28 protein-coding genes and 3 tRNA genes are annotated in these 24,224 nt (G+C 62.8%); 19 read left to right on the forward strand and 12 right to left on the reverse strand.

All coding sequences use genetic code 11. The features are described from left to right. Positions 1–71 precede the first annotated feature (71 nt). On the reverse strand, positions 72–1,148 hold the full coding sequence (gene hisC / locus A0W34_RS01605) for a histidinol-phosphate transaminase (protein ID WP_058227059.1): 1,077 nt from the start codon (positions 1,146–1,148) through the stop codon (positions 72–74). Between the two features lie 61 nt (positions 1,149–1,209). On the opposite strand from hisC, the gene A0W34_RS01610 reads away from it, so the two are divergent. From A0W34_RS01610 to A0W34_RS01650, 9 genes are all read left to right on the forward strand, one after another. Then, positions 1,210–1,929, forward strand: a complete 720-nt coding sequence (locus A0W34_RS01610; RefSeq protein ID WP_003943860.1) for a dienelactone hydrolase family protein — start codon at positions 1,210–1,212, stop codon at positions 1,927–1,929. A 96-nt stretch (positions 1,930–2,025) separates the two neighbouring features. Further along, a tRNA-Ser gene (locus A0W34_RS01615) sits at positions 2,026–2,117 on the forward strand. A gap of 82 nt (positions 2,118–2,199) precedes the next feature. Then, a tRNA-Arg gene (locus tag A0W34_RS01620) sits at positions 2,200–2,272 on the forward strand. 46 nt (positions 2,273–2,318) lie between these two features. Next, entirely contained in the window at positions 2,319–3,236 is a 918-nt protein-coding gene (locus tag A0W34_RS01625; protein ID WP_007731681.1) for a helix-turn-helix domain-containing protein, read from the forward strand. A gap of 156 nt (positions 3,237–3,392) precedes the next feature. Next, positions 3,393–4,427, forward strand: coding sequence for an iron-siderophore ABC transporter substrate-binding protein (locus A0W34_RS01630; protein WP_081557225.1), 1,035 nt, complete (start codon positions 3,393–3,395; stop codon positions 4,425–4,427). Continuing rightward, on the forward strand, positions 4,424–5,467 hold the full coding sequence (locus A0W34_RS01635; RefSeq protein WP_075831854.1) for a FecCD family ABC transporter permease: 1,044 nt from the start codon (positions 4,424–4,426) through the stop codon (positions 5,465–5,467). Before A0W34_RS01630 ends, A0W34_RS01635 begins: the two co-directional genes overlap by 4 nt. Continuing rightward, a complete protein-coding gene (locus A0W34_RS01640; RefSeq protein WP_081557226.1) occupies positions 5,464–6,516 on the forward strand; it encodes a FecCD family ABC transporter permease in 1,053 nt (350 codons plus the stop codon). Before A0W34_RS01635 ends, A0W34_RS01640 begins: the two co-directional genes overlap by 4 nt. Next, positions 6,513–7,328 carry an ABC transporter ATP-binding protein gene (locus A0W34_RS01645; protein ID WP_050655593.1) on the forward strand — a complete coding sequence of 272 codons (816 nt, stop codon included), beginning with the start codon at positions 6,513–6,515 and terminating at the stop codon, positions 7,326–7,328. Before A0W34_RS01640 ends, A0W34_RS01645 begins: the two co-directional genes overlap by 4 nt. Beyond that, positions 7,325–7,954, forward strand: coding sequence for a pyridoxamine 5'-phosphate oxidase family protein (locus A0W34_RS01650; RefSeq protein WP_081557227.1), 630 nt, complete (start codon positions 7,325–7,327; stop codon positions 7,952–7,954). The genes A0W34_RS01645 and A0W34_RS01650 overlap by 4 nt, the downstream gene beginning before the upstream one ends. Before the next feature lie 86 nt (positions 7,955–8,040). On the opposite strand, the gene A0W34_RS01655 is transcribed toward A0W34_RS01650, so the two are convergent. Further along, positions 8,041–8,595 carry a DUF4352 domain-containing protein gene (locus A0W34_RS01655; protein WP_198035681.1) on the reverse strand — a complete coding sequence of 185 codons (555 nt, stop codon included), beginning with the start codon at positions 8,593–8,595 and terminating at the stop codon, positions 8,041–8,043. Between the two features lie 357 nt (positions 8,596–8,952). Here A0W34_RS01655 and A0W34_RS01660 point away from each other — a divergent pair, with 357 nt between their 5' ends. Then, on the forward strand, positions 8,953–10,131 hold the full coding sequence (locus tag A0W34_RS01660) for a cation:proton antiporter (protein WP_003943855.1): 1,179 nt from the start codon (positions 8,953–8,955) through the stop codon (positions 10,129–10,131). A 1-nt stretch (position 10,132) separates the two neighbouring features. On the opposite strand, the gene A0W34_RS01665 is transcribed toward A0W34_RS01660, so the two are convergent. The 5 genes from A0W34_RS01665 to A0W34_RS01685 form a co-directional block, all read right to left on the reverse strand. Beyond that, positions 10,133–11,377 (reverse strand): alpha/beta hydrolase family protein, encoded by a 1,245-nt coding sequence (locus A0W34_RS01665; RefSeq protein WP_054827395.1) that lies wholly within the window; start codon positions 11,375–11,377, stop codon positions 10,133–10,135. A 79-nt stretch (positions 11,378–11,456) separates the two neighbouring features. Then, entirely contained in the window at positions 11,457–12,146 is a 690-nt protein-coding gene (locus A0W34_RS01670) for a DUF998 domain-containing protein (RefSeq protein ID WP_073512854.1), read from the reverse strand. 10 nt (positions 12,147–12,156) lie between these two features. After that, positions 12,157–12,561, reverse strand: coding sequence for a very short patch repair endonuclease (locus A0W34_RS01675; RefSeq protein WP_030535751.1), 405 nt, complete (start codon positions 12,559–12,561; stop codon positions 12,157–12,159). A gap of 10 nt (positions 12,562–12,571) precedes the next feature. After that, positions 12,572–13,432, reverse strand: coding sequence for a hypothetical protein (locus A0W34_RS01680; protein WP_003943911.1), 861 nt, complete (start codon positions 13,430–13,432; stop codon positions 12,572–12,574). Continuing rightward, positions 13,429–14,574, reverse strand: a complete 1,146-nt coding sequence (locus A0W34_RS01685) for a DNA cytosine methyltransferase (RefSeq protein ID WP_030535749.1) — start codon at positions 14,572–14,574, stop codon at positions 13,429–13,431. Before A0W34_RS01685 ends, A0W34_RS01680 begins: the two co-directional genes overlap by 4 nt. A 238-nt stretch (positions 14,575–14,812) precedes the next feature. Here A0W34_RS01685 and A0W34_RS01690 point away from each other — a divergent pair, with 238 nt between their 5' ends. Beyond that, on the forward strand, positions 14,813–15,400 hold the full coding sequence (locus A0W34_RS01690; RefSeq protein WP_073512852.1) for a putative glycolipid-binding domain-containing protein: 588 nt from the start codon (positions 14,813–14,815) through the stop codon (positions 15,398–15,400). Positions 15,401–15,426: 26 nt separating this feature from the next. Here A0W34_RS01690 and A0W34_RS01695 read toward each other — a convergent pair whose 3' ends face one another. After that, positions 15,427–16,401: a prephenate dehydrogenase gene (locus A0W34_RS01695; RefSeq protein WP_063315232.1), complete on the reverse strand. Its 975-nt coding sequence runs from the start codon at positions 16,399–16,401 to the stop codon at positions 15,427–15,429. Between the two features lie 48 nt (positions 16,402–16,449). On the opposite strand from A0W34_RS01695, the gene A0W34_RS01700 reads away from it, so the two are divergent. From A0W34_RS01700 to A0W34_RS01715, 4 genes are all read left to right on the forward strand, one after another. After that, entirely contained in the window at positions 16,450–16,989 is a 540-nt protein-coding gene (locus A0W34_RS01700) for a tRNA adenosine deaminase-associated protein (protein ID WP_003943823.1), read from the forward strand. Beyond that, complete coding sequence (locus A0W34_RS01705; protein ID WP_003943976.1) at positions 16,990–17,451, forward strand: nucleoside deaminase; 462 nt, start codon at positions 16,990–16,992, stop codon at positions 17,449–17,451. Between the two features lie 138 nt (positions 17,452–17,589). Beyond that, positions 17,590–17,781 (forward strand): CsbD family protein, encoded by a 192-nt coding sequence (locus A0W34_RS01710; RefSeq protein WP_003943869.1) that lies wholly within the window; start codon positions 17,590–17,592, stop codon positions 17,779–17,781. Between the two features lie 56 nt (positions 17,782–17,837). After that, positions 17,838–17,928 (forward strand) — tRNA-Ser (locus A0W34_RS01715). A gap of 52 nt (positions 17,929–17,980) precedes the next feature. On the opposite strand, the gene A0W34_RS01720 is transcribed toward A0W34_RS01715, so the two are convergent. Together A0W34_RS01720 and A0W34_RS33070 are read right to left on the reverse strand one after the other, a co-directional pair. Continuing rightward, positions 17,981–19,468 (reverse strand): DUF1254 domain-containing protein, encoded by a 1,488-nt coding sequence (locus tag A0W34_RS01720; protein WP_231915696.1) that lies wholly within the window; start codon positions 19,466–19,468, stop codon positions 17,981–17,983. Positions 19,469–19,566: 98 nt separating this feature from the next. Further along, complete coding sequence (locus A0W34_RS33070; RefSeq protein ID WP_003943953.1) at positions 19,567–19,740, reverse strand: hypothetical protein; 174 nt, start codon at positions 19,738–19,740, stop codon at positions 19,567–19,569. A 245-nt stretch (positions 19,741–19,985) separates the two neighbouring features. Between A0W34_RS33070 and A0W34_RS01730 the strand changes: the two genes are divergently transcribed. The 3 genes from A0W34_RS01730 (at position 19,986) to A0W34_RS01740 (ending at position 21,482) form a co-directional block, all read left to right on the forward strand. After that, positions 19,986–20,669 (forward strand): YceI family protein, encoded by a 684-nt coding sequence (locus A0W34_RS01730; protein WP_064073560.1) that lies wholly within the window; start codon positions 19,986–19,988, stop codon positions 20,667–20,669. Between the two features lie 123 nt (positions 20,670–20,792). Continuing rightward, positions 20,793–21,143: a YidH family protein gene (locus tag A0W34_RS01735; RefSeq protein WP_003943804.1), complete on the forward strand. Its 351-nt coding sequence runs from the start codon at positions 20,793–20,795 to the stop codon at positions 21,141–21,143. Next, positions 21,144–21,482 carry a DUF202 domain-containing protein gene (locus A0W34_RS01740; RefSeq protein WP_050655588.1) on the forward strand — a complete coding sequence of 113 codons (339 nt, stop codon included), beginning with the start codon at positions 21,144–21,146 and terminating at the stop codon, positions 21,480–21,482. Here A0W34_RS01740 and A0W34_RS01745 read toward each other — a convergent pair. Beyond that, the gene (locus A0W34_RS01745) at positions 21,448–22,389 is read right to left on the reverse strand and encodes a sterol desaturase family protein (RefSeq protein WP_047271543.1); all 942 of its coding nucleotides are present in this window, start codon (positions 22,387–22,389) and stop codon (positions 21,448–21,450) included. The genes A0W34_RS01740 and A0W34_RS01745 overlap by 35 nt on opposite strands. A 128-nt stretch (positions 22,390–22,517) precedes the next feature. Between A0W34_RS01745 and A0W34_RS01750 the strand changes: the two genes are divergently transcribed. Continuing rightward, the gene (locus A0W34_RS01750; protein WP_003943908.1) at positions 22,518–22,973 is read left to right on the forward strand and encodes an RrF2 family transcriptional regulator; all 456 of its coding nucleotides are present in this window, start codon (positions 22,518–22,520) and stop codon (positions 22,971–22,973) included. Positions 22,974–22,985: 12 nt separating this feature from the next. On the opposite strand, the gene A0W34_RS01755 is transcribed toward A0W34_RS01750, so the two are convergent. Continuing rightward, positions 22,986–24,095: a GGDEF domain-containing protein gene (locus A0W34_RS01755; RefSeq protein WP_020968182.1), complete on the reverse strand. Its 1,110-nt coding sequence runs from the start codon at positions 24,093–24,095 to the stop codon at positions 22,986–22,988. Positions 24,096–24,224 lie beyond the last annotated feature (129 nt).

Below are 24,224 nucleotides of genomic sequence, written 5' to 3' on the forward strand. Positions count from 1 at the left end.
CGAACCTCCCTGAGTGTGCCCGTCTGCCGAAACGAATTCCAGTCCTCGGCGTAACAGTTATGTATCGAGTGTCACGCGGTGACGCCGATGCCCGCGGCCTGCTTCGCGACGTCGGTGTCAGCGAACGCGAGGAATGCGTCGTTCTCGTGTGGATCGCCGATGGTCATCCGGACGCCCTCGACGCCGTACTGGCGGATCAGAATGCCCGCTTCGGTACTCGCCTCGGCGAAAGCGGGAGAGAGCTCTCCGAGGGGGAGATAGACGAAGTTCGCCGACGACTCGGGGACGGTGTACCCGGCTTCGATCAGAGCGGTTCGAACTCGCGTCCGCTCGGCGATGACACCTTCGGTGCGGGCAAGCAGTTCGTCTGCTGCAGCCAGGGAAGCGATTGCGGCGGCCTGCGCGACAGCGCTCACGGTGAACGGGGTGTGCACCTTGCCGAGGGCCACGATGATCTCCGGATCCGCGACCGCGTAACCCACGCGGATTCCCGCGAGGCCGTACGCCTTCGAGAAGGTGCGCAGAACAACCACGTTGGGGCGGCTGCGGAACAGCTCGATGCCGTCGGCGTCCGAGCGTGAGTATTCGAAGTACGCCTCGTCGAGTGCGACGACGACGTGCGCCGGGACCGCGTCGAGGAAGCTCTCGAGCTCTGCCCTCGACAGTGCATTGCCGGTCGGGTTGTTGGGGTTGCATACGAAGATCAACCGCGTGCGATCCGTGATCGCGGCCAGCATCGCGTCGAGGTCGTGGCCGAAGTCCTCGGTCAGCGGAACCTTGACCGAGACGGCATGGCCGACCTGGGTGACCACGGGGTACGCCTCGAACGAACGCCACGCGTAGATGACCTCGTCACCCTGATCGCACGTGATCTGCACGAGTTCCTGGCACAGTGTCACGGAGCCGCAACCAGCGGCGACGTTGGCCGGCTCGACTTTCAAGAAGCTGGCCAGCGCCTCGATGAGTGCGACCGCGGCATTGTCCGGGTAGCGGTTGGCATTGGCGACCGCGTCGGCGACGGCGTCACGCACACCGGGCAACGGCCCTACGGTCGTTTCGTTGCTCGCCAGCTTGATCGCACCCGGAAAATTGCGTCCGGGAACGTAGGCGGGGATGGAGGCGAGGTCAGGGCGAATGTGTGCGGTCACGAGTCGATTATGCGCGCACTGATTTGGTGCGTAGCGGCCGTCTGCGTGTCAGAGTTAGAAGATGTCGGAAATCTTCCGAGCCACCGCGTATCTGCGCGGAGCCGAAGGGGAGGTCGCCACGGCTGTTCCGCTGACCGTGGTGGAGCCGGACGGCCCGACGCGGGGCGGGATCGTCGTCCTGCATGAAGCCCGGAAGTTCAGCCCGGCTCTGCTGAATCTGATGTGCGCGCTTGCCGGCGAAGGGTGGGTGAGCGTCGCACCTCACCTGTTTCACCGCGAACCCGAACACATGCAGGGTGAGGTGTTCGGTGACAACCTCTTCGCCGACTTCGACGCGACCCTCGATTGGCTCGTCGGACGCGAAGTTCTCGCGGACACCATCGGGGTGCTCGGATTCGACGACGCCGGTACCGCCGCGATGCTCGTGGCCACCAGCCGTCCCGTGGGCGCCGCGGTGAGCGTTGCCGCCCGGGGAATCGTCGAAGCCTTGTCGGTGGATGCTCAGGCGCTTGTCGACGCGGCCACTTCCCTGCAGGCGCCGTGGCTGGCGCTGTACGGCGAGGACGATCCCAGCACGCCTCGCGAACACGTGACTCTGCTCCGGGAAGCGACCGCGAAGGCCGACGTCGCGACACTGGTGGTCAGCTACGCCGGACTGGCTCACCGGGCGGACGAGCCGCCACAGCTGTCCGAGGACGCTGACCTCGACGACCCTGATTCGGCCTCGATCATCGAAGCTCAGACCCGGATCTTCGACTGGTTCGACAGCCACCTGCGGTAAGTCCACAAAACAGCCCGCTGACCACACGTTTTGCCTTTGGTGGCGAAGGGTGTGTAATCTTTCGATCCGGCGGTCCGAAAGGATCGGAACCCCCAGGGAGGCGTGCCAGAGCGGCCGAATGGGACTCACTGCTAATGAGTTGTCCCTTTTACGAGGGACCGGAGGTTCAAATCCTCTCGCCTCCGCCAAGCCGGTGATTTTGACCGGCGGGTTAGAAATGATAGAAATTACGACGGTAAGACACGCAAGACCAGCAAGACAACAGAACATGCGCCCGTAGCTCAACGGATAGAGCACTTGACTACGGATCAAGAGGTTAGGGGTTCGAATCCCTTCGGGCGCACAAGAAAGAAGGTCACAGACTTCAGGTCTGTGACCTTCTTTTTGTTGTGGTGCATACGCAATTCTTGAATGTGTGTGAGGTCACCTCGGCGATTTCGGGCGGTGATCCTCGCGATCGTGGGAACCGACAACCGATCCCCGCGACCTATGCTTTCTGCGGAGCAGCCACGCGAACCGAGGAGAACCCGTTGGAGACCGTCGACAGTCGGACGCTCCCGGTCTACTCGGCCGGGGCGGTCGAGGTGCCCTTTGTCATTGCGGGCATGGACGAACTTGTCTCCCGCGAGACCCGGTGGGATGCGCACTCGCACCCGACTCACGAATTGTTGTGGAACGAGCGGGGAGCGTCGAGCGCCACGGTGGGATCGCGCACGTGGACCATTACGCCGACCGTCGGTCTGTGGATGCCCGCCGGCGTCCTGCACTCGGCGATCGCGCCGGCCGGCACCTGGTATCGCGCCGCTCAGCTCGACATCGCATCGGTTCCTTCTCTGTCCGACGTGCCGGTGGCGATCGAGGTCACTCCGCTGCTGCGGAACCTCCTCGAGCGACTGGCAGACGAGTCACTCGGAGCTCCTTCGCGCTCGCTCACGGAGCAGATGGTGATCGACGTGCTGGCACCGTCGCCGAACGAGTTGCTGGTGCTGGTGCCGGACTCGCCACTTCTGCAACCCATCGTCGATGCGATCGGTGACGATCCGAGTGACATGCGAACGCTGTCCGACTGGGCAAGGCTCCTCGGTGTCAGCCCGCGAACCATCACCCGGGTATTTCGGTCGGAGACCGGGATGAGTTTCGGGCAGTGGGTCTCGGCTGTGCGCGCCCAACGAGCGGTGACCCTTCTTGCCCACGGCTTGGATCTACAAGAGGTTGCCGAGCGTGTGGGCTACCACTCGACCAGCGCATTCGGGGCGGCATTCCGGCGCACTACAGGCGCTACACCAGGGATGTTCCGGGCTAGCTGATCGGCCATCACACCTTGTCTCGATCGCTACACGGGGTGTCCCAAACACGCGATTGCGCCACATTGCCCTCCCGTATACGGTTTAGGCAAACCTCACCTAAGTGCCTGATTGAGCCGGGTTGAGGGCCGTACCCCTTCTCGAGAGAGTTCTGTTTTCATGCGTTCAAAACGCTTCTTGGCGGTGGCCGCAGCAGCGGTCGCAGTCGCCCTCGGCGTGACAGCTTGCAGTTCCGACTCCTCGGAGACCGCCGACGGCGGCAACGCCGGAAGCGGATCCAGCTCCTTCCCCGTCACGATCGAGCACGCTTTCGGAACTACGACGATCGACGCCAAGCCGGAGCGAGTTGCCACCGTCGCCTGGGCCAATCACGAAGTGCCCCTTGCTCTCGGCGTGGTTCCCGTCGGAATGGCAGCGGCGACTTTCGGTGACGACAACGGCAACGGAATGCTGCCGTGGGTCGAGGAAAAGCTCGATGACCTTGGCGCGAAGCCGCCGGTGCTCTTCGACGAGACCGACGGCATCGACTTCGAAGCCGTCTCCGATACGAACCCTGACGTCATTCTTGCCGCGTACTCCGGATTGACGCAGGAGGACTACGACACTCTCAGTGAGATCGCTCCGGTTGTGGCGTATCCCGAGGGGCCGTGGGCGACGTCGTGGCGCGACGTCATCAAGTTCAACAGCATGGGCCTCGGCATGGAATCCGAAGGGCAGGAACTGATCTCCACCATCGAAAAGGAGATCGCCGACGAGGTTGCCTCGCATCCGCAGCTTGCCGGCAAGGCAACCATGTTCCTGACGCACGTCGACACCGCTGATCTGAGCCAGGTCAGCTTCTACACGGCGAACGACACGCGCGCCGCGTTCTTCGAGGACCTCGGACTTTCGACGCCGAAGAGCGTTGCCGACGCCTCGACGGGTGGTGAGTTCTCGAAGAAGGTCAGTGCGGAGCGTGTGGACGTCTTCGACGACGTCGAACTGATCGTCACCTACGGTGACCAGGCACTTGTCGACGCACTCAAGGCTGACCCGCTGCTCTCGCAGATGCCTGCCGTCGCCAACAACGCGATCGTGTTCCTCAATGGAACCGGGCCGATGGGAACGGCGGCCAACCCGACTCCACTCGCAATTTCGTGGGTACTCGGCGACTACGTCGATCTGCTCGCCGGGGCCGCTGGAAAGTCGGAGTGACTGTAACCTCGCAGGATTCGACGTCGGGCGCTCGCGATACGCGGCGCCCGACGTTCGGCAATTCGCTGTGGCTGATCGCCCTTCTCGTTGTCCTCGCGGTGCTCATGTGCGCCTCGATCGTCATCGGCTCTCGTGAGGTCGACTGGTCCGATATCGTTGCCGCACTAGGCGGTTCAACGGACAACATCGGTCAGGGTGCGATTGCCAAGCGCATTCCGCGGACGGTGCTCGCGATAATCGTGGGAGCTGCGCTCGGTCTTGCCGGCGCAGTGATGCAGGGGATCACCCGAAACCCTTTGGCGGATCCCGGAATCCTGGGCGTCAACATGGGCGCTTCGCTCGCCGTGGTGATCGGAATGGCATGGTTCGGACTGTGGACCCAGACCAGCATGATCTGGGTGGCCGTACTCGGTGCAGCCGGGGCGGCGTTGTTCGTCTACGTGGTCGGGTCATTCGGGCGAGGTGGAGCCACCCCACTCAAGTTGGCTCTCGCCGGGGCCGCAACATCGGCTGCGTTTGCTTCGTTCATCACTGCGATCATGCTGCCGCGAAACGATATTGCGGGCAACATTCGTTCGTGGCAGATCGGCGGCGTCGGTGGCGCGAGTTTCGAGGTGATCCGGCAGGGTCTGCCTTTCCTCATTGTCGGCTTCGTGATCTGTCTGCTGTCAGCGCGCAGTCTCAACTCTCTTGCGCTCGGCGACGAGGTTGCATCAGGTCTCGGCGAACGCGTCGCGGTGGTTCGTGCAGTGGCAGCGCTCGGTGCAGTGCTGCTCTGCGGTGCAGCCACTGCCATTGCCGGACCGATCGGCTTCGTCGGTTTGGTTGTCCCGCATCTGTGCCGGTTGCTGATCGGGATTGACAACCGTTGGCTACTACCGTTTTCTGCGCTGACAGGTGCCGGCCTTCTCGTCGCCGCCGACATTCTCGGACGAATTGTCGCCCGGCCGAGCGAAATCGACGTCGGCATCATCACCGCGCTCATCGGAGCGCCCTTCTTCATTTACATAGTCCGCCGTCAGAAAATACGTGAGCTGTGACCACTACATTCGTTACTCCCGAAGTCGAGGTCGACGCAGTCGGAGCAAGCCGTATCCGACGAGGTAGACGCCGCCGCATCGTGATTGCCGTGCTGACGGTCCTCGCCGTCGCCTCTTTCGCGGTCACTCTGATGGTGGGAAAAGCCTTCTACCCGCCGTCAGATGTGCTTCGCGTCGTGCTGGGGGAGAACGTGCCTGGTGCCTCGTTCACCGTCGGTCGCCTCCGTCTGCCTCGCGCTGTCCTCGCTGTGGTCGCCGGAATCTGTTTCGGCTTGGGCGGCATCACGTTCCAGACGATGCTGCGCAACCCGCTCGCGAGCCCCGACATCATCGGGATCAGCTCGGGCGCAAGCGCTGCAGCGGCTTTCGCGATCATCTCGCTTTCGCTCGGCGGCTCGCAGGTCTCGATCTTCGCCATCGCTGTCGGTCTGGGCGTCGCAGTCTTGATCTACGTTCTGTCCTTCCGAGACGGTGTAGCGGGCACTCGGCTGATCCTGATCGGTATCGGCATCGCCGCGATGCTCGACAGCGTCACCGCCTACCTGCTCAGTACCGCCGCCGCGTGGGATCTGCAGGAGACGATGCGTTGGCTCACCGGCAGTCTCAACGGTGCCAACTGGGGTTCGACGGTTCCCGTGGTCCTGGCGCTGGTTGTCCTCGGACCGGTGCTGCTGAGCCAATCGCGCAACCTTTCGACCAGCCAACTCGGTGACGACGCAGCACAAGCGCTCGGCGTCAGAGTGGAACGAACGCGCATTCTGTCGATCATTGCGGCCGTCGGACTCATCGCCTTTGCCACTGCCGCTGCGGGGCCCATCGCCTTCGTCGCATTTCTGTCAGGGCCCATCGCCGCCCGCATCGTCGGTCCGGGAACATCACTTTTGATTCCGTCGGCGCTGGTCGGAGCGCTGCTGGTGCTAGTTGCCGATTTCTGCGGACAGTACGCCTTCGGCACCCGCTACCCCGTTGGCGTGGTGACTGGCGCGCTGGGAGCGCCGTATCTCGTCTACCTCATCATTCGCTCCAACCGAACGGGAGGTTCGCTGTGACCGAATCCCATACTCTGACTGCCGAAAACCTCGAACTCGGTTACGGAGGACGGACCGTCGTCGAATCGCTCGACCTCGCGGTGCCGCCGGGAAAGATCACGACCATCGTGGGTGCCAACGCGTGCGGCAAATCGACACTGCTGCGGTCGATGTCGCGGCTACTCAGTCCCCGAAGCGGTCATGTTCTGTTGGACGGCAAGGATGTTCATCGCCTGCCTGCGAAGAAGCTCGCTCGCACTCTCGGTCTGCTGCCGCAGTCACCGATCGCACCGGAAGGGATAGTTGTCGCCGATCTCGTCGGCCGTGGTCGTCATCCACATCAGCGGGTGCTGTCGAGGTGGAGCCGCGAGGATGACGCAGCTGTCGCCGAGGCGCTTGCGGCCACGGACACAACCGGATTGGCCGAACGATCGGTGGACGAGCTTTCCGGTGGTCAGCGCCAACGTGTGTGGATTGCGATGGCGCTCGCCCAACAAACCGATCTGCTTCTACTCGACGAGCCGACCACCTTCTTGGACGTGAGCCACCAGGTTGAGGTCTTGGACCTGCTCACCGACCTGAACCGGACTCGGGGTACAACGATTGTCATGGTTCTGCACGATCTCAATCTCGCCGCCCGCTACGCCGACTACCTCGTCGCCATGGCCGATCGCCGGGTCTACGCGGCGGGTGATCCTGCCGAGGTGCTCACGAGCGACAACGTCCGCACCGTGTTCGGTCTCGAGAGCCGAATCATCCCCGACCCCATGTCGGGTAAGCCGTTGGTGTTGCCGCTCGGGCGCCACCACGTGCTCGACGACGTGTCGACGTGACGGCGTCGAACGCCCCGGGCGGGCGGATCGAATCCGTGGAACAACTCAATGCGATTCTCGGACAGCCCCATCCGACGATCATGGAGAAGCAGACCGCTCACACAACTCCGTTGATCCGTGAATTCATCGAGCAGGCACGGTTTTTTGTGCTCGCGACATCCGATGCGGCCGGAAATTGCGATTGCTCGCCGCGTGGAGACCTGGTCAGTCAGGTTCTCTTCCCCGACGAGAAGACGCTCGTGCTCCCGGATCGTCCGGGCAACCGGCGCGCTGACTCGTACCGGAACATGATCGAGAATCCTCACGTGGGGATCCTCTTTCTCGCTCCCGGGCACGACGAGATCGTGCGCGTCAACGGCACGGCGACGCTGTCTACCGATCCTGATCTGTTGGATTCGATGGCGATGAACGGCAAGCCTGCACAGCTTGCGGTGATCGTGCAGATCGACGAGGCGTATCTGCATTGCGCGAGAGCGATTCTGCGGGCGAAGCTGTGGGATCCGTCGACGTGGCCCGCATCCGATGAGGTGCCGAGTCTGCGCGACACGATGGCGGAGCAACACAGCCTGCGCGTCGAGGACCTCGAACCCGCCAGACAAGAGGCGTACCGCAAGTACCTGTACTGACCTCAGTCCGTTGGTCTTTCGCAGGAGAACGGACTCCACCAGCTGATCGTCAACTGGTGGAGACCGTCGTTCTTACTGTTCCGGGTTTACTGAAGCGAAATTGTGGCGCCACCGGAGAACATCGAGTCGTGTACCTCGATCTCCTTGGGGGTGGCACTGGTCGGGATGTCGAAGACAATGGTGGTCTTCCGTGTGATGCCGGGGTTTATGTCGCCGCCGATCGCGGTTTCGGCGTCGATATTGATCGCTGCCATCGTGTTGTTGGTGAACTCGCGACCTTCGGTGTCGATCAAGGTCTGATTGGATCCGAAGTAAGCCTGGGGCTTGTCGGAAGTGTTCGTGATCTCGACGTGAACGAGTACGAACTGACCCTCAGCTTGCTCTTGCAAGTAGGGATTGTCGCCGATCGTCGTGAGGCCGGTCTCGATACCCGTCACGACGAAACCGAACTTTCCGTCTCGCACTTCCTCGCCGATTCCGGGATTCGAAGACTTCGTTTCCTTGGGAGCTTCGGCCGGGGCAACTGCGGCCACGGAGGCACCGTTGTCCGCGGCTTGCGTGGTTGTGGGGGCCGCGGCGGATTCTTCCCTGTCTTTGTCCCCGCCGCCAGTGGCGATCGCGACAATCACGAAGAACGCCACGATGCCTCCGACGACCCATGGCCACTTCTTCTTTTTCGCCGGTGAAGGCGGCGGTTGCTGAAATCCACCGGCCGGCTGAGCGTACTGGCCCGGGAACGGCGCGCCAGACTGATCTGGATAAGGCTGTCCATAAGGTTGCTGAGCCGGTGGTTGCTGTCCGTAGGGCTGCTGGGGTTGCTGCCCGTACGGCTGCTGAGGCGGCTGGCCATATGGCTGGTTAGGGTCCTGCGGGGGTTGTGTCATGGCCGTTCCTTCACGTGGGATTGCTCACGCATTACTAGGTGAGCATTCGATACTTCTACCAGACTGACCGGTCGCAATGTGTGCAGAGTGGTCGGTTTTGTCCGACAATGATCCGTGCCTTCAATTGCCTCCTCGCTGTTCTGGATTGCGCTGATCGCGGCCATCGCGCCGATAGTCGCGGGCCTGATCCCGCGTCGACTGGTTCCCGAAGTGGTGTTGCTACTGGTCGCGGGCGCAGTGGTCGGGCCGTTCGCCCTCAACATCGCAGCTGACAGCGAAGCGATCGGCATCCTGCGCGAACTCGGCCTCGGCATGCTGTTCCTGCTCGCCGGCTACGAGATCGACCGACAGGAACTCAGTGGGCGCGGCGGACGTCGAGCGCTCTACACGTGGCTGTTCTGCCTCGCGCTGGCGTTCACGGTGGTCGCGCTGCTTGGCATGAGGAACGTGATCTCCGCCGAAGCCGCTGTTGCCATCGCGATGACGTCGACCGCTCTGGGCACGCTGCTGCCGATCCTCAAGGACAACAAACTCCTCGACACACGCTTGGGTAAGACCGTCCTCAACCACGGGGCCGTCGGCGAGCTCGGGCCGGTCGTCGCGATGGCGGTGCTGCTGAGTGCCCGTGGTGCCGTACTGTCGCTGATCGTTCTTGCCGTCTTCGCCTTGATCGCTGTCATCGTTGCGGTGCTGCCCGGCAAGCTGATTCACGAAGGCTCGTGGACACATCGCCTGGTGCGGGCAGGGGCGGACACGACGGCGCAGACGACGGTCCGCCTCACCGTTCTGTTGTTGGTCAGCCTCGGAGTGCTGTCGGCCGTGTTCTCACTCGACGTCATTCTCGGTGCATTTGCCGCCGGCTTCATCCTGCGGCGATTGATGCCAGAGGGCGACGAGCGCCTCGAGATCAAGCTCGACGGGATCGCCTTCGGGTTCCTCATCCCGATTTTCTTCATCACTTCAGGCATGGCGATCGACGTCTCGGCGGTCGCCGCCAGTCCCGGCATACTGATTGCGTTTTTGATCCTGATCGTTGTAGTCCGGGGCGTGCCGGTGTTCTTCGTGACCAAGTTCGAGAAGGTGGAGCCGCCCTTCACCACGCGCGAAAGTGCGCAAGTCGCGTTGTACGGGGCTACCGGCCTGCCCATGATCGTGGCGGTCACGGGCGCGGCCGTCGACGCGCATCAGATGTCCTCGGACAACGCGTCGATTCTTGTCGCGGCCGGGGCGATCACCGTTCTATTGCTGCCGATGCTCGCCACTCTCTTGACGAAAAAGGAGAAAGTGTCCTGATTCAGAGATCCAACTGCTCGTCGAGCCAGTCGAACATCCGCTGATCAGTCAGACGCCTCGCCATGGGCTGGCAGTGGAAGTTCGCGCCCTCGGCAGCGGTGAAGGGAACCACCGTCGTCGGTCCGCCGGCGAGGGCGGCAAGGCGCTTGGATTGACCGGGCCAGAATTGCTCGCCTTCCGGATCGGTGATGAGCAGGGGAGTGGAGATCGAGCCGGCGACGTGTTCGAGGTGGTACTTCCGAACCTCGGCGAGAGTGTTGTAGTAGCCGTCGGCGAGGTACGGACGCGCTCGGAAACGCCAGATTCGGGCGCTGTCCTTGGAGAATTTCATTCCCAGCCCTATCGCCATGTCGCGGTCGAAGGCCTCCGACTTCCCCTCGTCGAGCAGCTTCTGCATGTTCTTGGGGATATGGGCGAGCCACGACGCGGCCACGTCCACGACCCCCGGATCGGCGATCGCTGCCGCGATCCGATGCTCGAACGCCAACGACTGCGGCACCCAGTACCCGCCCTGACTGATCCCGTACATCGCCAGCTTCGACGCATCGACGTCCGGCCGGTCCACGAGATAGTCGACGACGGGCGTGATGACGGCTTCCCAGTCGTGACGGAACGGGATGTTGCGCTCGAAGAGCATCGACTGCTGACCGGGACCGTCGAACATCAACACGTTGTAGCCCCGCTCGAGCGCCCCGGCACCGCCGCTGCCCCACAGCCCGCTGATTGGGCCGTCGCTACCGTTCACCATGATCAACGTCGGCCGTCGCACGTCGCCGGGCGGCCGGAAGAAGTACCCGGGAAGGTAGGTGTCCTCGTAAGGGATCCGGACGCGTTCGACGGGCTGGGAGGTGGTGTCGACGAAGCGGTCCCACGCCTGTCGGTGACGTTTGAAAGTGGGGACCAGAACCGAATCGTCGCTGAGACCGTCGACGGCGTTGATCGCCACACCGAAGTACGACGCCGCCCGCAGGTACGCGTTGGACGCGCTTCGCGAATGCCCGGCCTCGGCTGCCTCATCGGCCTGCCCGAATACCCGTGTACCGAGGTCGAACCAGGCCTCGTACCAGCCTTCGAGGTCCTTCTCGCCGACGTGAGCGATGGCCGAGAGCACTTCGCCGGTGTCTGCCGCGCCGAAGGTGGCTTGCCCGAGAACGACTCGTAGCTCGAAGTCGAAGGACTCGTTGCGATAGAAACCAGCAGTGAACGCCTGGTGCGGATGGGCGAAGAACGACGACGCGAGAGACATGGGCACACCTTCGCTAGTTCGGGGCAGCCATTTTCAGTTGTAGTTCCAGGATCGCCCGAATCGCTTGCCGGAAAACCTGTCAGCGCGGCGACGCCGGGAGCCCGGTGGATGGCGGCCTCGACATCGCAAATGCCAGGGTGCACAACCACAACGACATTCCCAGCACCTGCGCACGTTGAGCGATACCCAGTCCGAGATTACCGCCGCCGGAGACTTCGATGCTGTTGGTCGTCAACATCCACACCGTCGCAAGGGAAGTCAGGATCAGAATGGTCAGACCCGTCGTCCGCAAAGAAGGGTGCTCGCGATACCTGAACGCTCCCACGGTGAATGCGATCATCGCGGTGAAGATCGCGAAGACCGCCACGCTGCTCGTCAACGCGTGAACATGGTGGAGCTGCGGAAGTAGACCGTCGGGTGCGCTCGACGGGCAACCCTCGCCCGAGCATTCGAGGGGGAACGACGCGTCGGCGATGGTCGCGATGCCGAACACTGCCAGCGCAATCCAGCCCGTGACGAATAGCCTTCGCCGGGGCGTGATCAGCAGGCCCAGCGCTCCGGAGATCAACATCAAGATTGCGGACAGGACATCGGCGTTACCGAAGACATCGCGGTATTTCTGGTTCTCGGCATCGAGTTCGCTGAGGAACGATGTCACCGGGTCGAGGCCGGTGTCCAGGAAGAATTCGAGAATCCACGACGAGTAGACGATTCCGCCCAGAGCCAGCGCAGCCACCAAACCCCACCGCGCAACGTTGCGTTCCTTCACGAAATCGAGCTTACGGACCGAGCAGGGCTTTCTGGACGCGTTCGGCCGCTACCAGCGGATCTTCGTGCTCCCAGATGCGGATGACGGTCCAACCCTGCTCTGCCAGACGTGCATCGGTGTCGCGGTCTCGAACCACGTTGGCGGCCAACTTGTCCGTCCACCACTGCGCGTTGTTCTTGGGAAACGTCGCATGCTGCGGGCAGCTGTGCCAGAAGCATCCGTCCACGAACACCGCGACTTTGCGGCGTGGAAATACCAGATCGGCCCGTCGGCGAACACCTTTGATCGGCGCCCGATCCACGAAGTACCGGAGTCCGCGTCGATGCAGCTCGCGTCGAAGTGCGATTTCGGGTTTGGTGTCGCGCCGACGCTGAGCGCTCATCCGAGCGCTGGTGGCAGGATCCGTCGCAGGCACCGTGGTTCCCTCAGCCGTCGGAATCTTCGCTGTCTTCGGGATCGGACCAGGTGGGCGCAAACCTGTTGCGACGCTCCACTTCACCGTGCACGACGGTCACGAAGTCGGTGAACGAGAGCGTCTGAGCTTCGGTGGGGCGTCCGTTGCGCGGCGGCGGCTCGTCGACGTCGAAGAACCGAACTGCGCCATCGGGTTCGTAGAGTCCGATGTAGACCTTCTCGAAGAGGTCGTAGCGGGTGTCCTCGGCGCCGAGATCCACCCAGGCCTTTCCCGGAACGCCGACCACCGCGCGCTTGCCTCGGCCCGAGCGCTTCGAGAGCGTCGTGACGTGGTGTGCAAAAGAGGATTTGCCGGTGTCGCTGGTCTTGGTCGGGTCGCCGTCGTCGCACGTGGCGTACGGCTCGAACATGACGGCGACCAACACGCTGTACGGCTGACGCTGATGCAGAACCATTGCCTCGCCACGCAATTCGTGGTCGTTGCGGACGATGTTCTTGGTCCACCGTCCCAGCTTGCCGCTGCGGGGACTGTAGTCCTGGAAGTTGTACGTCTTGATGGAGACGCAGAGGATCAGGCCGAGAGTGGGGTCGAGTGCCTTGACGTCCAAGCGCTTTCGGCCCTTGGCGACATCGACTGTTGCCTCCTGGCCTTCTCCGGACGCCGTCGGGGTGATGTTGGGATACAGCGGACGCAGAGCGTCGGCGACCGTCTGTGCCAGTTGATTGGACAGTCGCTGGGCGTAGTTCTTCTTCTCGCCGCGATCGGCGTCGGCCGGGGGCTTGTCGCCCGCGAGTTGCAGTGCACTCCACAGTGGTTCGTGTTCCGGCTCGGAAAACAGCGTTTCAGGTTCGGGAAACAGCGAGTCCGTCATGCTGCGGCCTCGGGGTATCCGCCCATCCGCTCGAGATGGCTTTCGACGTCCTCGATGAAACCGGGGATGAACCGAAGATTGCCCATGCGCGCGCGCTTGAGGAAGCCGGCGGTGGCCCGAGCCGACAGCAACCGCGTGTCTTCGAGGAAGCCGCTCAGATCCTCGTAGTCGTACTGGACCGGCCAGGTCGAGGTATGGACGCGGAAGGCCTGGCGGTTACGGCCCCAGGCCGCACTCGGCCAGGCGTCGCCCGGTTCGAGTGGCGTCTCGCCCGCGGCGTCGTATTCGATGGGATCGCTCAACCGGCCACCGACCCACGACGCCATCCGCACGCTCACGGCATTGCCGACGAGCTTCCAGCGATGGCTGTGGCGTAGGCCGGGAACCTCGACGGACGGCAGCGTCCAGTCGGGATCGAAACCCTGCAGTCGCTCGGCATCGACTAGACCGGGAGTGACGATCTCACCTGACGGCAACCGGACTGCCGGCTGACTGGGGATGCCGACGGACGAGCCGCCCTTGAGCGTCGGCACGGCATTGACGGCCCATCCGAGACCGCGAGTGCCTTCGGTCCAGTAGAAGCCGCAGGGGTAGTCCGCGGGATCGCCACCCAGGCGCTCGCCGGCGTCCTGGCCGAACAGGATTTCGCGGGGATCATCTGTGCGCGAGGCAAGCATGATGACTCGCTGGCGACGCTGGGGGAGTCCGAAGGCGCGGGCGTCGACCACCCGGTACGCCCAGGTGTATCCGAGGTCTTCGAGGGCGTCGGTGATGTGCCGCATGGCGGCGCCCTTGCCGAGCTGGAGCATGAACGGAACGTTCTCGATCAACAGCCAGCGCGGGCCCTTCTTGCGCTTGACCAGACGGAACACCTCGTCCACCAGGCCTGAGCGTGCGCCGGTGATGCCTGCCGTTTTGCCGGCCTGAGAGAGGTCCTGGCAGGGGAAACCGGCGGCCACCAATTCGATGTCACTGGGCAGCGCGCGAAGTTTGGTGACGTCACCGTGCAACGGCACGTCGGCGAAACGCGAACGGAGAACTGCCTGCGCGCCCGGATCGATTTCACACAGCAGTTCGGTGTTCCACCCATGTTCCGAGAGCCCCAACTCGAGACCACCGATACCGGCAAACAAACCCACCATGCTCCGCGACGACGTCACAGCACCCTTCCTCACGAACCGACCTAGAAGCACGGTACTCGAGAACTCCGACACCGTTTGCCAACTATTCGGTCCGCGGCGTGCTCCTTACGGAAGAACCGTTGTGAAACGCCTTACATCGAGATCTTCGGGGCCGATCGAAGTCCCTAAAAGGTCCCTGATCGAAGCAATAACCCGAACCAGCGGTGCTCCGTGCCCGTTCGTCCATTACCGTGGTCGGGTGAGCATCCAACCTTCCGGTGACGCGTCCTGGCCCGCGGTATTGACCTGGCAGGCCCACAACGCTCCTCGTATGGAGTCTGTTCGTGTGCAGCTGAACGGAAATCGCATCAAGGCTTCCGGCCGGATCATCGGTGGAGCCTGCAGTGAGCACCCGGCATTCAGCGCGTCGTACGACCTGGTCACCGACGAGGCCGGCATCACCCGCCGGTTGTCCGTGCGGACCGCCCTGGCCGCCGGTGAGCGTCAGATGTCGATCAGCCGGGACGAAGAAGGCACCTGGATGGTCGAGAACGGCGCCAGTCACCAGCGCTCTGCGTTCGATGGCGCACTCGATGTCGACGTGATCCTCAGCCCGTTCTTCAACACGCTGCCCATCCGCCGCGTCGGCTTGCAGAACGACATCGAAGACGCCGAGGTCCCGGTCGTCTACGTCAATCTCCTCGACCTGCGCGTCGAGGGTGCGACCATCACCTACAGCTCCGGCGCCGACGGAATCAGTGTGCTGTCCCCGGTGTCCAGCTCGACGCTGTCCGTCGACACCGAAGGTTTTGTCCTCGACTACCCGGGTCTGGCAACTCGTATCTAGGTTTCGTATCTCTAGGTTGCGTAGTTCTAGGTTGCGGATCGCCGGATGACGCCGCCGCGTCGACCGGCGTCTCGCATCCGGTTGATCCAGTCGGGTTCTCCGGCCTGAACGTCTTCGATGTCCCACCGCTCGTGCGACTCGTAGGCGCCGCGCGCCGCGAACCCTGCGTCCACCAATCGTGCCGTCGAGCCGTTGTCGAGCAGATCGGTACGTGCACCCTGCAAAAGGTCGAGCGCCTCGTCCAGCGCGACCAGCAGGGCGTCGCGGTTGCCCTCGCACATCGCCCGCACCAGGCCAGGAGCGCTCCCGGCCACGCGAGTGCCGTCGCGAAATGATCCGGCAGCCAGCCCGAGAGCCAGTTCGCCTCCGGCAGCTCCGGTGATCGCAAGCGTTTCCGCGAGCAGGTGAGGCAGATGCGAGATTCGCGCGACTGCTCGATCGTGCTCGAGAGATTCGGCCGGCACGACGACCGAGCCGCAGTCGAGTGCAAGGTCGGCGACCTGCGACCACACGTCTGCGTCGACGCCGCTGTCGGTGGCAACAACCCATACCGCGTCGACGAACAGATCGGCATCCCCGACCGCCCAACCCGAAGCTGACGTCCCCGCCATCGGATGACCGCCCACGAACTTGGCGCTCAAGCCCGCTCGTTCGACCGCGGCCTTCACTTCACCCTTGACGCTGACGACGTCCGTGATCGGATTGTCGGGCGCATGCGCGGCGATTGCCTCCAAGGTGGCGTCGACGGCAGGCATCGGCACGGCGACCACGATGATCGCGCCGCTTTCGTTTGCTCTCTGCAGCACTGAAACCAGATCGGTGTCGGCGTCGAAACCGTCGGCTCGGGCCGCGTCGGCGGACTCGCTGGAACGGTTGTAACCCCACGCCCGGCGGCCGGATCGGACGGCGGCGCGAAGTAGCGAACCGCCGATCAATCCGAGGCCGAGAACGCAGACTGGTGGGGCGGAATCGATCGCAGACACGAGTTCAGGTTGGCACATCGATGCTCGGACTTCACTCACTGGCACCAGGCGGGCTACCGTTGCGCCATGGGTGCACAGCGCGCGGGTAACAAGAGCGCCTCTTCGAACCAGTCGGAGGAGCTTGAAGGCTTCGGTGTCGCGGTGGTCCGTGAAGAGGGGCGTTGGACGGTCAAGGCACTGACGCCCGACGCGTTGACCTCGCTCTCGGCCGCCGAAACGCAGCTGCGTGAGCTGCGAAGTTCGGGTGCCGTCTTCGGTCTTCTCGACGTCGACGACGAGTTCTTCATCGTGTTGCGTCCGGCGCCGTCGGGCACGCAGTTGCTGATTTCCGACGCGACCGCCGCCATCGACTACGACATCGCAGCCGATGTCCTCGACGCCTTGCACATCGAGATCCCCGACATCGACCCGGACGACCTCGACGATGTCGAACCCTGGGAAGAGGGCGATCTGTCCGTGCTGGCCGATCTGGGCCTGCCGGAACCCGTGCTCGCCGTCATCGCGGCCGAGACCGATCTTTATCCGGACGAGCAGTTGGGGATGATCGCGCAGCGACTCGGGTTCGCATCCGAGTTCGGCGCAGCGCTCGACAAGCTCCCGCGCTAGATGACTCTCGCTGACGACCAGCGCATGATCCGTGCGGCCATCGTGGCCGCACGTTCCGCCTCCGACGCAGACGTCCCGGTCGGGGCAGTGGTGTTCGACGCAGACGGCGTCGAAGTTGCTCGGGCCTCCAATGCCAGGGAAGCGTCGTCCGATCCGACCGCGCACGCCGAAATCCTCGCGTTGCGTGCTGCCGCAAAAACCTATGGTGACGGCTGGCGCCTGGAAGGTGCGACGCTTGCCGTGACCCTCGAGCCATGCACGATGTGTGCGGGCGCTCTGGTCCTCGCCCGGGTTTCTCGGGTCGTTTTCGGGGCGTGGGAGCCGAAAACCGGAGCCGTCGGATCATTATGGGACGTAGTTCGAGATAAAAGATTGACCTATCGGCCGCAGGTGCGCGGCGGGGTCCTCGAGGACGAATGCGCTGGGCTTTTGGAAGATTTCTTCCGCGAGCAGCGGGCCTGAATTCGGCATTCCCCATTGAGAGTGATCGCACACTCGGGTAGCCGGATCCATCAATCGAGGGCATGGTGGAGGCAGATGCCGTCAGGGCATCGGCGGATCGTCGGAAGGCGATTCGTTCGCGTTCACAGAGGAGTACTCATGGGAATCGCAGACAAGGCTCAGAACAAGGCCGAAGACCTCGGGGGCAAGGCCAAGGAAGCTGCTGGCAGCGCTACCGGTGACCGGGACCTCGAAAACGAAGGCAAGGGCGACCAGGTGAAATCGGCCGTCAAGGATGCAGGCGAGAAGGTCAAGGACGCCGCGTCCAGCATCAAGGACAAGCTCACGTAATACCGCTCCACCTGGCGATTTCAGCCACGGGCACTCCATCCGGTAAAGTCACCAACGGTGGCGTGTCCGAGCGGCCTAAGGAGCACGCCTCGAAAGCGTGTGACGGGTAACCCCCGTCCGAGGGTTCAAATCCCTCCGCCACCGCCAAAGCTCCCCACCTGTTCACGCAGGTGGGGAGCTTTTTTGTGCTTGGTGGCGCCTATAGTCCCGTTGCTCGGACGACGTCAGGGAATCGGTAGGTTTCATCGAGGACTGATTTGTCGGGGACATAGCTGCGAATGATCAGTCGAAATTCGTCGTGCGGAGCGGGTAGCCAGTTGGCACGAGCATCCGGATCGGTCGGCTCGTCGTGAGACAGGTGCAAGGTGAGCTTCCCGTCACGAAAGACGAGATCGCCCGCGTCGAGATTGACGGTGCCGAGGTTGACGCGGTTACCCGGTGCGTCGGCGAGCATAAATGCGTCCTTGTCGTACATGGTCAGAGACCAGAAGCCGCCGCGACTGCGGTCGACGGGTGGGAGTGCGTCTTCTGTGAAGGTCATGGTGTACCGCTCGCGGCCGTGGAGTAACGCTCCGTCGTGGTCGGTACCCCGGATGAGGTAGACAGCCTCGTGAAAGTCGTTGACGTAAATGTAGATGACGGCCGCGAGCGCCCGTCCGAACCAGTCGGTGCCCCACAGGCCACTGTTGCGTTGCCGTTGCCATCCGTTGCCTGCGTCGACCCCGGTTTGGACGTAGCTCGCCGATTGATGGAGGGCGACGTCGGCGCGGAGCGCGGCGCGGTCGAGCAGCGCTCGGTACGACTTGTCCGAACGATACAGTGCGACAAGCGTCTTGGCTTGATCAGCCATCGGGGTGTCTGCTGCGCCCATGGTCGGGTTGAAATCGAGCATTGCTGCAAGATCGGTCCAGAAAGATTCCGGCTTCACCCATTGAGGTCGACTGGCGTCGGGATCGACCGCCAACATTTCGGCGGTGACGCCCTGAGGGTAGATCGAGTTCGCGGCGTGGGCCTCGTAGCCGAAGGACCGCGGGCCGGGTCGATCCTCGCTGAAGGGGTACATGCCGATCTGGTCGAGCACCGACCGCGCCTGCTGCTTGGACGCCTCGGAACGTGCTGCGAAACTGCGAGGGAAGACACCAGCCACGTTCGTCGGTGATCGAAGCACATCGAGGAAGTCTTCCGGCAACTCGCCATCCCAATCAGGTCCGACCAGAAGGAACTTTCCGCCGGGAGTGCCTGTCGCCGAACCAAGTTGGTGAGTCACATTGGTCAGCACGTCGACGATCTGGATAGTCCAGTAATGGCCGTCGGGTACCTCGGTCGGGGTCTGTATCACTGCGGTTTCGTCGGTGAGATCGGCGAATCCTGCGCCGTAGATCGTGTCGTTGTTGGGTGAGACGACCCACCGCTGCGCCGGGCTCATGTAGTCGGTGAGGGCACCTGTGTAATTCTTGGCGGCGCCTGGCAGAAGACCGAGTTGGAGTCCGGTCTTGCCATCCATGATCTCCCACATGTTTGTACGGCCGAAGGTGTCCACAGCTGGATAGCCCCAGTAATAGACGATCCGGGCGAGGGCTTCCACGTAACTCTCAGCGGCGAGCGTTGCTGGAACTCCGGCCGATCTCGCCAGTTGAGCGTGTGCCGGCGTGAAACCTTGTGCGATTGAGTCGGTCGGGGAGTCCATGAAGTCATGGTGCCGGTGACCGTCCGCTGCATCATCACCCTTGCGGGGTGAACCGGTGAGGAAATCGAAAACCGGTTCTGTGTGCGCAATTCGAACGTTCAGGAGCGGCGGGCGATCCACTCTGCAGCGGCGGCATCGATGTCCTGCTTCAGCTTCTCGAAGAACGAGGGTGGCGGGGTGGGGATCAAATCTGCTGCGGTAGTGAGGGATCGACTGAGGGCGATCCGACGCTCGCGTAACTCGTCGTCGGTCAGGAGCGTCAGGTCCGCCATCGCGAGCTCCCTCGATCGGTGTGATTCGTGTTTCGGGCAGACCGTGCGCATCGGGATCGATGCATGATTCGATGCGCACGGCCCAGGCATTCCAGGCTGGGGGCCGGAATGCACAGTCGACTTTACCAAATGATTACTAATGGCTGTAGACGCGGCTCGCCTTCGGTGGTCGTGGAGCACTTTCACAGGGTTCTCCCAGGTCGTAAGTCCTGACAACTGTTGAAGCTGCAACTATCGTCGAGCCCATGAAAAAGATCTGGTGGATCGGCGGAGCAGTAGTTGTGGTCGTACTCGCCCTGCTCGTGGGGCCGTGGGCGTACGGGAAGTTCATCGCTGAAGACGATGCACCGGCGGCCGTGGTGTCCACTGAGGGCGCGGAGGCGGCGTCCGGATCGATCGACGGGCAATGGACCGTCGTCGCCGGGCAGGGGGACAACCAGACGGCAGCTGGGTACACCGTGCACGAGATTCTCAACGGATCGAGTGTGACCGTCGTCGGAACCACTGGCGAGGTGAGCGGAAACGCGGTTGTCGAGGGTGAAAAGCTCACTTCCGGCGAAGTAACGGTGCAGGTGGCAAGCATCAAGACCGACTCGGATCGGCGCGACGGCCAGTTCACGGGCAATGTGATGGATACCAGCACGTATCAGACGGCGACGTTCACGATCGACTCGCCGGTGGACTTGTCTGCTGTACCGACGGACGGAACAACGGCGACGGTCACGGTGTCAGGAACGCTGACGCTCAAGGGTCAGTCCAAGCCGGTGTCGGTCGACATGACCGTGCTGCATTCGGGTGATTCGCTGATCGCATCGGGCTCGATTCCGGTCACCTGGACCGATTTCGGAGTCGAGCCTCCGTCCCTCGGTTTCGTCACCGTCGACGGCAGCGGCTCGGTGGACTTCCTGGTCTCACTCGCCGCGAGCTGAATTACGTCCACCCGATTCGCACTGCTTCGGGGCGGGCAGGGAAGATTAAGGACATGACCTTCCTTTCTTCTTGTCCGTTCCGAAGGCAGTGTGCGATCTCTGCCCGGACGGAATGAACAGGTGATGCCCCGGTGGAGACCGTTCCGAACGGGCGAAGACCCCGATCCACGGTTCACGCTCGCCAATGAGCGGACATATCTGGCTTGGATCCGCACTGCAACGGCCTTCGTCGCGTCGGGCGTCGGACTCGAAGCGTTCGGCGGCGACATTCTCAACCCGACGGTTCGTTCCGGCTTGGCCGCGTTGTTGCTCGTCGGCGGTGCTCTGATCGCCATCACTTCCTTTGTCCACTGGATCAGCGCCGAGCGTGCACTGCGAACTGAGCGCTCGTTGCCGGTGCCGCTCATGGCGCCGGTCGTCGGCATCGTGCTGGTGATCTGCGCGACCGTCCTGGTGGTCGAGGTCGTGAACTGATTGACCGCGCTGGAACCGTCGGAAGGTGTCAAGCCTCCGGACAAGGGCTTGCAGTCCGAGCGCACATCGCTCTCGTTCGTGCGTACGAGTCTGTCGATCCTCGGCTTGTCTGCCGCCTGTCTGAGATGGTTGCCGCAGTTCGGGTCGGTGGCCCTGATCGGCCCGTCCGTCGCTGCCGTGCTCGTCGTCGCGGTGACGGTCTACGAACGTCGGTCGCGGCCCAGGCGGTTGGCCCAGTTTTCGGCCGAAAAGGCAACGCCCGCTTTGGGTATGGGAGCAACTCTCGCGGTCGCTCTGCTCCTGCTCAGTGCGACGGGGCTGTGGATTCTGCTGAAGTGACCTCGGCTTTCGGCGCCCAGCCGGGCGGGCCGAACACGTAGCCGGCTCGCTGCCGCCACGATGTCGACGCCTTCCAATCGCGAGCAATGGCAGCATATTCGCGCGTTTGGAGCTTCCAGATGTTGTACGTTCCGACCGGCGTCGTGAGTCCGTAGGTGGGGCGGTGGGTTTCGGCTGCGAAGGTTCCGAACATCCGGTCCCAGATGATGAGGATTCCGGCGTAGTTGCGGTCGAGGTACTCGGCGTCGGAGCCGTGGTGGACGCGATGGTGTGACGGCGTGTTGAAGATGAATTCGATGGGCCGCCAGAGTTTTCCGACACGTTCGGTGTGGACGAAGAACTGGTAGACGAGGCTGACGGAGAAGCCGACGAACACCATCCACGGCGGGATCCCGAGGAACGGCAACGGCAGCCACATGATGATCTCACCGCTGTTGTTCCACTTCTGCCGCAGTGCGGTGCTGAAATTGAAGTACTCGCTCGAATGGTGAGCCTGGTGTGTGGCCCAGATGACTCGAACTCGGTGTGCGATGCGGTGATACGCGTAATAGAGGACGTCGATTCCGAGCAGCAGGATCACCCAGGTGTACCAGGCAGTCGGCGAGAGGTGCCACGGAGCGAGATACACCCAGATTGCGGAATAGCCGATCAGCGCCAGCACTTTCCAGAAGGTGCTCGTTGCGATCGACACGAGTCCGAGTAGAACGCTGGTTCTGGCGTCGGCGCTTCGGTAGCCGCCCTGTGCCGGCCGTGCGCGTCCGTCGGCGTCGTCGGGATGATCTTCGAGCGCACGGGCCGCGAACCATTCGATTGCGAGGAAGATGACAAACGCGGGGATTGCGAGCGTAACGGGATCATGGAGCGGTTCGAGCAGTGACTTCCATGATTCGAGAAGGGTTTCCCACACGTGATTTGTCCTGTTCTTTAGCTCCGATCGTTACATCATGCATTAAAATGTAACGTCAGGGAACCCTTTGCGGCGAAGAACTCGCAGGTTTGTTGCGACTATTCATAGAACGATGGTAGGAATTGCCGGTGCATATCACCGCGAAGGTGGACTACGCCGTGCGGACTCTGGTCGAGCTCGCGGCAGTTGGTCCTGACCCGGCCAAGGCCGAGTTTCTCGCCAAATCCCAGGTAATACCCCACAAGTTCCTGGAAGCGGTGCTCTCGGACCTGCGGCGCGGCGGCTTGGTCAACAGCCGTCGAGGCCCGGACGGGGGATACTGGCTCGCTCGGTCCGCGGACGAGATCACGATTGCCGACGTCATACGAGCTGTCGAGGGACCGCTGGCTTCGATTCGGGGTCAGCGACCGGAAGACGTCGACTACGGGGGACCGGCAACGCCCCTCAAGGAGGTGTGGATTGCAGTGCGAGTCAACCTCCGTGCTGTGCTCGAAAATGTCACACTCACCGATGTTGCAGGTGGAGAGTTGCCCGAGTTCATTCACGAACTGACGGCAGATCCCGAGGCGTGGAATCGGCGCTGATACAGCCCGGTTTCAGTGTGCCCGTCGACGCGGAACTGCCATAGGAGCAGTGTTCGCGGTGTTGCCTCCCGCGGATTTTGCGTCGTACATCAGATGATCGGCCGCAACGATTGCTCGGGAGAACTCGTTGTAATCGAACTCTTCCTGATGTGGGATGAAAGGTAGCGTCGCTGCGCCGACGCTGACCGTGGCCAGGGGGTCGTCGGAGGCGTTCACCACGGCTTTGGGGAGCGTCGCGATTCGTTTGCGAAGTCCGTACGGAGTACCGATCATCACAACGGTGAACTCCTCGCCGCCGGTGCGCGCGGCGTAACCGAAACCGTTCACATGCGCCTGCAGGCGCGTTCCGGTCCGGATGATGACGGCGTCACCGACTTCGTGGCCGAACGTGTCGTTCACCGCCTTGAACTTGTCGATGTCGACGACGGCAACAGCAATGTCGGCACGATTTGCCGACGCGACCGACCAGATGCGCTCCGACATGTCCCACAGTCCTCGTCGGTTCAACAGGCCGGTAAGTGCATCCACTTTGGATCCCGTTGCGCGCGCGAGTAATTGCCGCCAGGTGAACTGAATCGTGGCCGGAATGAAGATCACGGCACACAGGACGACGTCCGTGCGTGCGATCACGCTGGTTGTCGAGTAGTCGCCGTTCGTCAGGCCCAGCACCGTCAGGGCGATGACAAATGTCGTGGCAAAGGCGAGATGGAAGGCCAACCAGCGGTAATCGAGAAAATAGGTGAAGTAGGCGCCGGTGGCGACAAAGAGTGCCGCGCCGAAGAGGGCGGCGTTATGGCTGGTGAAGGTGATGAGAACCGAGGCAGTTCCGAGATCCGCCCACAGTCCGTAGAGCTTGAGCATGCGTGAACCTCTGATTCGGCCGACAAACCAGAGAATCGTAGGGATCAGGTTGACGGCCGCAATGCCGACGAGCCAACTGCGCGCAAACGGTCCGTCCGGGCCCTCTCCGCTGAGGAGAAACAGGAACGCCACGATCGAGAAATTGAGTGAGCAGAACCCGATGGTGAGACGGACGAGACGTAGTACGGAGCCTCGTCCGGACTTCGATCCCCACAGCATCACCGTGGACGAAACCGGCCAGGTGTGCAGGAGCGGGTCCATCAGATTCCTTCGCCGAGCAAATTACGGTTAATTCACCGCAAAGTATGTCAGGCCATGTTGATTCACGCGTCAACTTGGCAGGCGGCGTCAGGCGGCGGAGTTGCTCGCAACTCTCTCTGTCGCGCTGTT

The sequence above is a fragment of the Rhodococcus sp. BH4 genome, assembly GCF_002079265.1.
Classification (GTDB): Bacteria; Actinomycetota; Actinomycetes; order Mycobacteriales; family Mycobacteriaceae; genus Rhodococcus_F; species Rhodococcus_F qingshengii.

What these genes read in the sequence shown, in the direction of transcription:
- A0W34_RS01610 (WP_003943860.1), top strand. Translation starts at nt 1,210, where the DNA reads ATGTCGGAAATCTTCCGAGCCACCGCGTATCTGCGCGGAGCCGAAGGG.
- A0W34_RS01630 (WP_081557225.1), top strand. Translation starts at nt 3,393, where the DNA reads ATGCGTTCAAAACGCTTCTTGGCGGTGGCCGCAGCAGCGGTCGCAGTC.
- A0W34_RS01665 (WP_054827395.1), bottom strand. Translation starts at nt 11,377, where the DNA reads ATGTCTCTCGCGTCGTCGTTCTTCGCCCATCCGCACCAGGCGTTCACT.
- A0W34_RS01680 (WP_003943911.1), bottom strand. Translation starts at nt 13,432, where the DNA reads ATGACGGACTCGCTGTTTCCCGAACCTGAAACGCTGTTTTCCGAGCCG.
- A0W34_RS01685 (WP_030535749.1), bottom strand. Translation starts at nt 14,574, where the DNA reads ATGGTGGGTTTGTTTGCCGGTATCGGTGGTCTCGAGTTGGGGCTCTCG.
- A0W34_RS01695 (WP_063315232.1), bottom strand. Translation starts at nt 16,401, where the DNA reads ATGTGCCAACCTGAACTCGTGTCTGCGATCGATTCCGCCCCACCAGTC.
- A0W34_RS01700 (WP_003943823.1), top strand. Translation starts at nt 16,450, where the DNA reads ATGGGTGCACAGCGCGCGGGTAACAAGAGCGCCTCTTCGAACCAGTCG.
- A0W34_RS01705 (WP_003943976.1), top strand. Translation starts at nt 16,990, where the DNA reads ATGACTCTCGCTGACGACCAGCGCATGATCCGTGCGGCCATCGTGGCC.
- A0W34_RS01710 (WP_003943869.1), top strand. Translation starts at nt 17,590, where the DNA reads ATGGGAATCGCAGACAAGGCTCAGAACAAGGCCGAAGACCTCGGGGGC.
- A0W34_RS01720 (WP_231915696.1), bottom strand. Translation starts at nt 19,468, where the DNA reads ATGGACTCCCCGACCGACTCAATCGCACAAGGTTTCACGCCGGCACAC.
- A0W34_RS33070 (WP_003943953.1), bottom strand. Translation starts at nt 19,740, where the DNA reads ATGGCGGACCTGACGCTCCTGACCGACGACGAGTTACGCGAGCGTCGG.
- A0W34_RS01730 (WP_064073560.1), top strand. Translation starts at nt 19,986, where the DNA reads ATGAAAAAGATCTGGTGGATCGGCGGAGCAGTAGTTGTGGTCGTACTC.
- A0W34_RS01735 (WP_003943804.1), top strand. Translation starts at nt 20,793, where the DNA reads ATGCCCCGGTGGAGACCGTTCCGAACGGGCGAAGACCCCGATCCACGG.
- A0W34_RS01755 (WP_020968182.1), bottom strand. Translation starts at nt 24,095, where the DNA reads ATGGACCCGCTCCTGCACACCTGGCCGGTTTCGTCCACGGTGATGCTG.